The 7,084-nt window shown below is 54.9% G+C and carries 3 protein-coding genes; 2 read left to right on the top strand and 1 reads right to left on the bottom strand.

All coding sequences use genetic code 11. The features are described 5' to 3' along the window. Positions 1-421: 421 nt before the first annotated feature. Positions 422-3,037, bottom strand: a complete 2,616-nt coding sequence (gene adhE, locus HMPREF3050_RS02030; RefSeq protein WP_003779917.1) for a bifunctional acetaldehyde-CoA/alcohol dehydrogenase — start codon at positions 3,035-3,037, stop codon at positions 422-424. A gap of 475 nt (positions 3,038-3,512) precedes the next feature. On the opposite strand from adhE, the gene HMPREF3050_RS02025 reads away from it, so the two are divergent. Beyond that, positions 3,513-5,621, top strand: coding sequence for a TonB-dependent siderophore receptor (locus HMPREF3050_RS02025; RefSeq protein WP_070773270.1), 2,109 nt, complete (start codon positions 3,513-3,515; stop codon positions 5,619-5,621). 361 nt (positions 5,622-5,982) lie between these two features. Beyond that, positions 5,983-6,798 carry an alpha/beta hydrolase gene (locus tag HMPREF3050_RS02020; protein ID WP_070773269.1) on the top strand — a complete coding sequence of 272 codons (816 nt, stop codon included), beginning with the start codon at positions 5,983-5,985 and terminating at the stop codon, positions 6,796-6,798. Positions 6,799-7,084 lie beyond the last annotated feature (286 nt).

The following is a 7,084-nucleotide window of genomic DNA, read 5'->3' as shown; positions in this document are numbered from 1 at the left end:
ACGAATTTGATTTTACCTAAAACCATAAAGCCACCCCCATCCTAACCTTCCCCCGCTGGACGGGGGAAGGAACAAGTTACCGTTGCAGCAAATCGTAGCGTAGGCTTCGCCCACGACCTTCTGCCCAAACATCCGAATCTAATCATCTCTGTTTATTCGTGGGTAGAACCCACGCTACGGCTGCTAAAAATATAGTGGATTAACTTTAAACCAGGACGGCGTTACCTCGCCTAACTTTAAACCAGTACGGCGTTGCCTCGCCTTGCCGTACTATCTGTACTGTATCTGCGGCTTCCGCCTTGTCCTGATTTAAATTTAATCCACTATAAGTGGGGCACAATATAAAAAACAGAGGTCGTCTGAAAACCCGAAATGTGGTTTTCAGACGACCTTTTCTTGCGCTTTATGGTTTACGCGAACCTTATTCGCCGTAATAAGCTTTAGTCAGGATTTCTTCCATGTCGGCGACCAATGCCAGACGCGGGTTGGCGGGGGTACATTGGTCTTCGAAGGACAGCAGTGCCAGTTCTTTGCGGCCGTCGATGAAAGTTTTTTCGTCGATGCCTTGTTCTTTGAACGACATTTTGATGCCGACGTTGACCGCCAGTTCGTGACAGGCGCGGGCGAAGGATTCTACGCCTTCGGCAGGGGTGGCGCACGGCAGACCTAAGGTACGGGCGATTTCCTGATATTTCAGGTCGGCTTTGTAATAGTTGTACTTCGGCCAAGTGGCGGTTTTCTGCGGGCGCGTGCCGTTGTAGCGGATGACGTGCGGCAGCAGGATAGCGTTGGCGCGGCCGTGCGGAACGTGGTATTTGCCGCCGATTTTGTGCGCCATCGAGTGGTTGATGCCGAGGAATGCGTTGGAGAACGCCATGCCTGCGATGGTGGAAGCGTTGTGCATGTGTTCGCGCGCTTCGGGGTCGGACGCGCCGTGTTTGTAGGAGCGTTCGAGGTATTGGAACACGAGCTTGATGGCTTGTAGGGCGAGGCCGTCGGTAAAGTCGTTGGCGAGTACGGAAACGTATGCTTCTACGGCGTGGGTCAGTACGTCCAGACCGGTGTCGGCGGTTACGCCGGCGGGGACGGTCATGGTAAACGCGGGATCAACGATGGCGATGGTCGGGGTCAGCGAGTAGTCGGCGATGGGGTATTTTTTGTCGCCGTCGCTGATGACGGTAAATGGCGTGACTTCGGAGCCGGTGCCCGATGTGGTGGGGATGCCGATGAATTTGGCTTTGCGGCCCAATTCGGGGAAGCGGAAGGCGCGTTTGCGGATGTCCATGAATTTTTGGACGAGGTCTTCAAAATCGACTTGGGGCTGTTCGTAGAAGAGCCACATGGCTTTTGCCGCGTCCATCGGCGAGCCGCCGCCCAGCGCGATGATGGTGTCGGGCTGGAAGCTGCGCATCAGATCCGTGCCTTTATAGACGGTTTGGACGCTGGGATCGGCCTCGACGTCGGTGAAAAGCTGGATGGTTACTTTGTTTTTGCGTTGGTGGAGCTGGTGGGTCACTTTATCGACGAAGCCCAAATCGACCATCGAACGGTCGGTCACAATCATGACTTTTTCGCAGTCTTTCATGTCTTGCAGGTATTGGATGGAATCGCGCTCGAAATAGATTTTGGCGGGTACTTTGAACCATTGCATGTTGTTTCTCCGACGGCCTACTTTTTTGATGTTTAACAGGTTGACTGCGCTGACGTTGCCGCCGACGGAGTTTTTGCCGTAAGAGCCGCAGCCCAAGGTCAGGGACGGCAGGAAGGCGTTGTAAACGTCGCCGATGCCGCCGAAGGTGGAGGGCGAGTTCCAAATCACGCGCAGGGCTTTGACGCGGGTGCCGAAGGTTTTTGCCAATTCTTGATCAGCGGTATGGATGGCGGCGGAGTGTCCCAAGCCGTCGAAAGCGACCATTTGTTCGGCAAACTGCAAGCCTTGTTCGGTGGAATCTGCTTTGAGCATCGCCAGTACGGGCGAGAGTTTCTCGCGGGTCAGCGGCTCGTTGGGGCCGACTTCGCGGCATTCGGCGATGATGATGTTGGTTTTTTCAGGGACTTTAAACCCGGCCTGTTCGGCAATCCACGCCGCCGGTTTGCCCACAACGGCGGAATTGAGTTTCGCGCCGCCGCAGTTGGCGCAGTTTGCCGTAACGCCGAAGATGAAGTCTTCGAGCATGGCTTTTTCTTTTTTGTTGGCGAAGTACACGCCGTAGGATTTGAACTCTTCGACCAACTCTTTATAAATCTCTTTATCGGCGATGACGGCTTGTTCACTGGCGCAGATCATGCCGTTGTCGAACGCTTTGGACATCACGATGTCGTGTGCCGCCTGTTGGATGTTTGCCGTTTTTTCGACATAGGCAGGCACGTTGCCCGCCCCGACGCCGAGCGCGGGTTTGCCGCAGGAATAAGCGGCTTCCACCATCGCATTGCCGCCGGTCGCCAAAATCGTCGCCACGCCCGGATGCTTCATCAGCGCGGAAGTGCCTTCCATAGACGGTTTTTCAATCCACTGGATGCAGTTTTCCGGCGCGCCAGCGGCAATCGCGGCATCGCGCACGATTTGGGCGGCGTGGGCGGAACACTGCTGGGCGGAAGGGTGGAACGAGAAAATAATCGGATTGCGGGTTTTCAGCGCAATCAGGGATTTGAAAATGGTGGTGGAAGTCGGATTGGTGGTCGGCACGATACCGCAGACGACCCCGACCGGATCGGCGATTTCGGTAATGCCGGTTACATCGTCTTCGCTGATGACGCCCACGGTTTTCAAATCGCGCAGGCGGCGCACGACGTTTTCGCAGGCAAACAGGTTTTTGGTCGCCTTATCTTCAAATACACCGCGTCCCGTTTCTTCGACCGCGTGCATGGCGAGTACACCATGTTTGTCCAGCGCGGCAATGGAGGCTTTGGCAACGATATAATCAATCTGCTCCTGATTCAGCTTGCGAAACTCGTCCAACGAGCGCAAACCCTTTTCAACCAAACTGTTGACCTCGGCTACGGCGGGGCTGACGACATTGTCGGCTGATGCGTTCATGGTGTATCTCCTTGATATAAGGTGGCAATAAAGACGATAAATTTTCACTACGATTACTATAAGTAATTTTGTTACATTTCTCTTTGACTTACATCACAAACCATGCATGCTGTTTTCAGACGACCCCTTTCAGGATTTTTCTGTTTTTAATACATTGAAATAAAATCATTTTAACGAGTTTGACAAAAGGGGCCGCCGAGTTTCCCCTTTTGCCATATTGCTATTGTTTTACCCGCTGCAATTCATATGAAAATGAAATTTTTTGAATTTTGTATCGAAATTACAAAACAACCTTTCAAACAAAATTTGCAGGCAAAACGGACAAGGTCGTCTGAAAACCAAATTAAAGTTTTCAGACGACCTTGTCGCATATTCACAAGAGATTGTCGGGAAAACGATAGTTTTTTTCTACAATTTCAGATATTAAACTTATAAAATACAACCATTCTCATTTGTACAATGAACGGAGAAATTGATGTTCCGACCCAATCTGACCGCTGCCGCCGTTGTGGCCGCTTTATCTTCCACTGTATTTGCCGCTGAAACGGTCGAGCTGGATACCGTCCATGTGAAAGGACAGCGTTCGTATAACGCAATTGCCACCGAGAAAAACGGCGATTACAGCTCGTTTGCCGCCACCGTCGGCACAAAAATCCCCGCGTCTTTGCGCGAAATTCCGCAATCCGTCAGCATCATCACCAATCAGCAGGTAAAAGACCGCAACGTCGATACGTTTGACCAATTGGCACGCAAAACGCCGGGCCTGCGCGTGTTGAGCAATGACGACGGGCGTTCGTCGGTTTATGCGCGCGGTTACGAATACAGTGAATACAACATCGACGGCCTGCCTGCGCAGATGCAGAGTATCAACGGCACACTGCCCAACCTGTTCGCCTTCGACCGCGTCGAAGTGATGCGCGGCCCGAGCGGCTTGTTCGACAGCAGTGGCGAGATGGGCGGTATTGTGAATTTGGTGCGCAAACGCCCGACCAAAGAGTTCCAAGGCCATGCGGCGGCGGGGTTCGGTACGCACAAACAATATAAAGCCGAAGCCGACGTTTCAGGTCGTCTGAACGCCGACGGCAGCGTGCGCGCCCGTGTGATGGCGCAAACTTCAGGCGCGTCTCCCCGTCCTGCCGAGAAAAACAACCACCACGAAACCTTCTATGCGGCGGCGGATTGGGACATCAACCCCGACACGACTTTGGGCGTAGGCTATCTCTACCAACAACGCCACCTCGCGCCGTATAACGGCCTGCCCGTCGGCAGCAGCGGCAATTTGCTGTCCCTGCCCAACCACACTTTCGTCGGCGCGGATTGGAACAAATTTAAAATGAACAGCCATGACGTGTTCGCCGATTTGAAACATTATTTTGACGACGGCGGCTACGGCAAAATCGGTATGCGCTATTCCGACCGCGATGCCGACTCCAACTACACCTTCGCCGCCAACAAACTTTCTGCCGACAATAAGGCAAACGTCGTCGGCTTAGGCACGGAAATCAAACAAAAAGCCTTCGCGGTTGACGCAAGCTACAGCCGTCCGTTTGCCTTGGGCAACACCGCAAACGAACTCGTCGTCGGCGCGGACTACAACCGCCTGCGCAGCACCAACGAGCAAGGCCGTGCAGCCGTTGCGCGTAATGTTGCCTTGGGCGATTTCCACTCCGTTCCCTATGTCAACCTGATGCAGAACGCCCGTGCCGGCGCGCGCGGTTACAGCCATACCGTCGCTACCGAAAACCTTGACGAATTCGGCGTTTACGGCAAATCCGTCTTCCATCCGGTCGACAGGCTGTCGCTCATCGGCGGCTGGCGTTTGGGACACTACAAAATCGAAGCGGGCGACGGCGACGAGTTGCACAAAGCCAGCAAAACCAAGTTCACCGGCTACGCAGGCGCAGTTTACGACTTGAACGACAACAACAGCCTCTACGCCAGCTTCTCCCAACTCTACACGCCGCAAACCAGCCTCGGCACTGACGGCAACCTGCTCAAACCGCGCGAAGGCAACCAATTTGAAGTCGGCTACAAAGGCAGCTACATGGACGACCGCCTCAACACCCGCGTCTCCCTCTACCGCCTGAAAGACAAAAACGCCGCCGCACCGCTGAACCCGAACAACCGCAACACCCGTTACGCAGCCTTAGGTAAACGCGTAATGGAAGGCGTTGAGACCGAAATCAGCGGCGCGATTACACCGAAATGGCAAATCCACGCAGGCTACAGCTATCTGCACAGCCAAATCAAAACCGCCGCCAACTCGCGCGACGACGGCATCTTCCTGCTGATGCCCAAACACAGCGCAAACCTGTGGACGACTTATGAAGTTACGCCCAAGCTGACCCTCGGCGGCGGCGTGAACGCGATGAGCAGCATCTCCTCTGCGGCAGGGCTGCGCGCGGGCGGCTACGCCACATTCGACGCCATGGCGGCATACCGCTTCACGCCTAAGCTGAAGCTGCAAATCAACGCCGACAACATCTTCAACCGCCACTACTACGCCCGCGTCGGCAGCGCAAACACCTTCAACATTCCCGGCTCGGAGCGCAGCCTGATGGCAAACCTCCGCTACGACTTCTAAAAACGGGAAAAGCAAAAGGAAAACAAATCACCGCCAAAAACCAGAAGACCAACACATTACGGAAACAGACCGGACAGGCAGGGCACACCACCTGTCCGGTTTTATCATTTCTATAGTGGATTAACTTTAAACCAGGACGGCGTTACCTCGCCTAACTTTAAACCAGTACGGCGTTGCCTCGCCTTGCCGTACTATCTGTACTGTATCTGCGGCTTCCGCCTTGTCCTGATTTAAAGTTAATCCACTATATGTTCATGTTTGACATAGAGAAACAGCAGATATAGCCCAAAGGTCGTCTGAAACATCCGACAACCCGATAACACACACAACACACCCCACCAACACAACCGACAACCCCGCCATGACCTCACGCACCGCACACTGGCAAGCCGCCCGCCTGCTGCAAGCCGAAGAAACCCACATCCGCTCCGAACACACCGGCCGCAACTACCGCATCCAAACCGCCGCCGTCGGCGACCCGCCCCCACAAGGCTATCCCGTCCTCCATATCCTCGACGGCGACGCCTTCTTTCCCGCCGCCCTCAGCATGGCGCAATCCCTGCTCATCAACCCCATGACCCGAAGCCGCGCCGCCTGCCTCATTGTCAGCATCGGCTACCCCAACGGCGAAGTCCGCGACCTGACCCAACGCGCCCTCGACTACACCCCGCCCCTGCCTGAAACCGCCACTGAAGCAGACCGCCGCCAGTACGGACAAGCCGACCGCTTCGCCGCCTTCCTCGACCACGAACTCGCCCCGACCCTTGCCGCCAAATACCCCGTCAACCCCAAAGAACAAGCCCTGTTCGGACACTCCTTCGGCGCATTGTTCGGACTCTATTCCCTCTTCACCGCCCCCGACCGCTTCAAACACAACCTGCTCGCCTCCCCCTCCGTCTGGTGGCACAACCGCCGCGTCCTCGACTTCCTACCGTCCGCCCTTCCCGCCGATACCGCCGTCCGCATCAGCGTCGGCGAACACGAAGGCCGTGGCAACCGCCCCGAACAAATCGGCAGGGAAATGGTCGCCCAAGCCAAACTGCTTGCCGGCACCCTCCAACACCTCGGCGCAGACGCACAATTCACCCTCTACCCCAACGCCAACCACGGCAACACCCCCTTCTACGCCCTCCCCGACCATATCGAATACCTCCGCCAAGCGTGGCAGAAGAAATAAACCGGCAGAAACGACAAGCCGTATTCCAAACAGAGAGGAATACGGCTTGAGTGATGGCGGTTGGGGATTTTCAGACGACCTTGGATTCAATTTTTTATGCAATCAACGCAGGTTTTATTCAATTAAATTGGAAACCCAACCCGTAGCGTGGGCTGCGCCCACGAAATCTGCCACCTAAATAATCTGAATCAGTTATCTTTGTCCGTGTATTCACCTCATGAGCAAAACCCACGCTACTTATTGCCGCAACGACAACTTGTCCCTTCCCCCGTCCGGCGGGGGAAGG

This window comes from Neisseria sp. HMSC065D04, from assembly GCF_001815675.1.
Classification (GTDB): Bacteria; Pseudomonadota; Gammaproteobacteria; order Burkholderiales; family Neisseriaceae; genus Neisseria.
Note: the sequence above shows the minus strand (reverse complement) of the source record. Positions and strands in the feature narration are given on the sequence as shown.

Coding starts and splice junctions, on each gene's coding strand:
- HMPREF3050_RS02025 (WP_070773270.1), top strand. CDS start 3,513: ATGTTCCGACCCAATCTGACCGCTGCCGCCGTTGTGGCCGCTTTATCT.
- adhE (WP_003779917.1), bottom strand. CDS start 3,037: ATGAACGCATCAGCCGACAATGTCGTCAGCCCCGCCGTAGCCGAGGTC.
- HMPREF3050_RS02020 (WP_070773269.1), top strand. CDS start 5,983: ATGACCTCACGCACCGCACACTGGCAAGCCGCCCGCCTGCTGCAAGCC.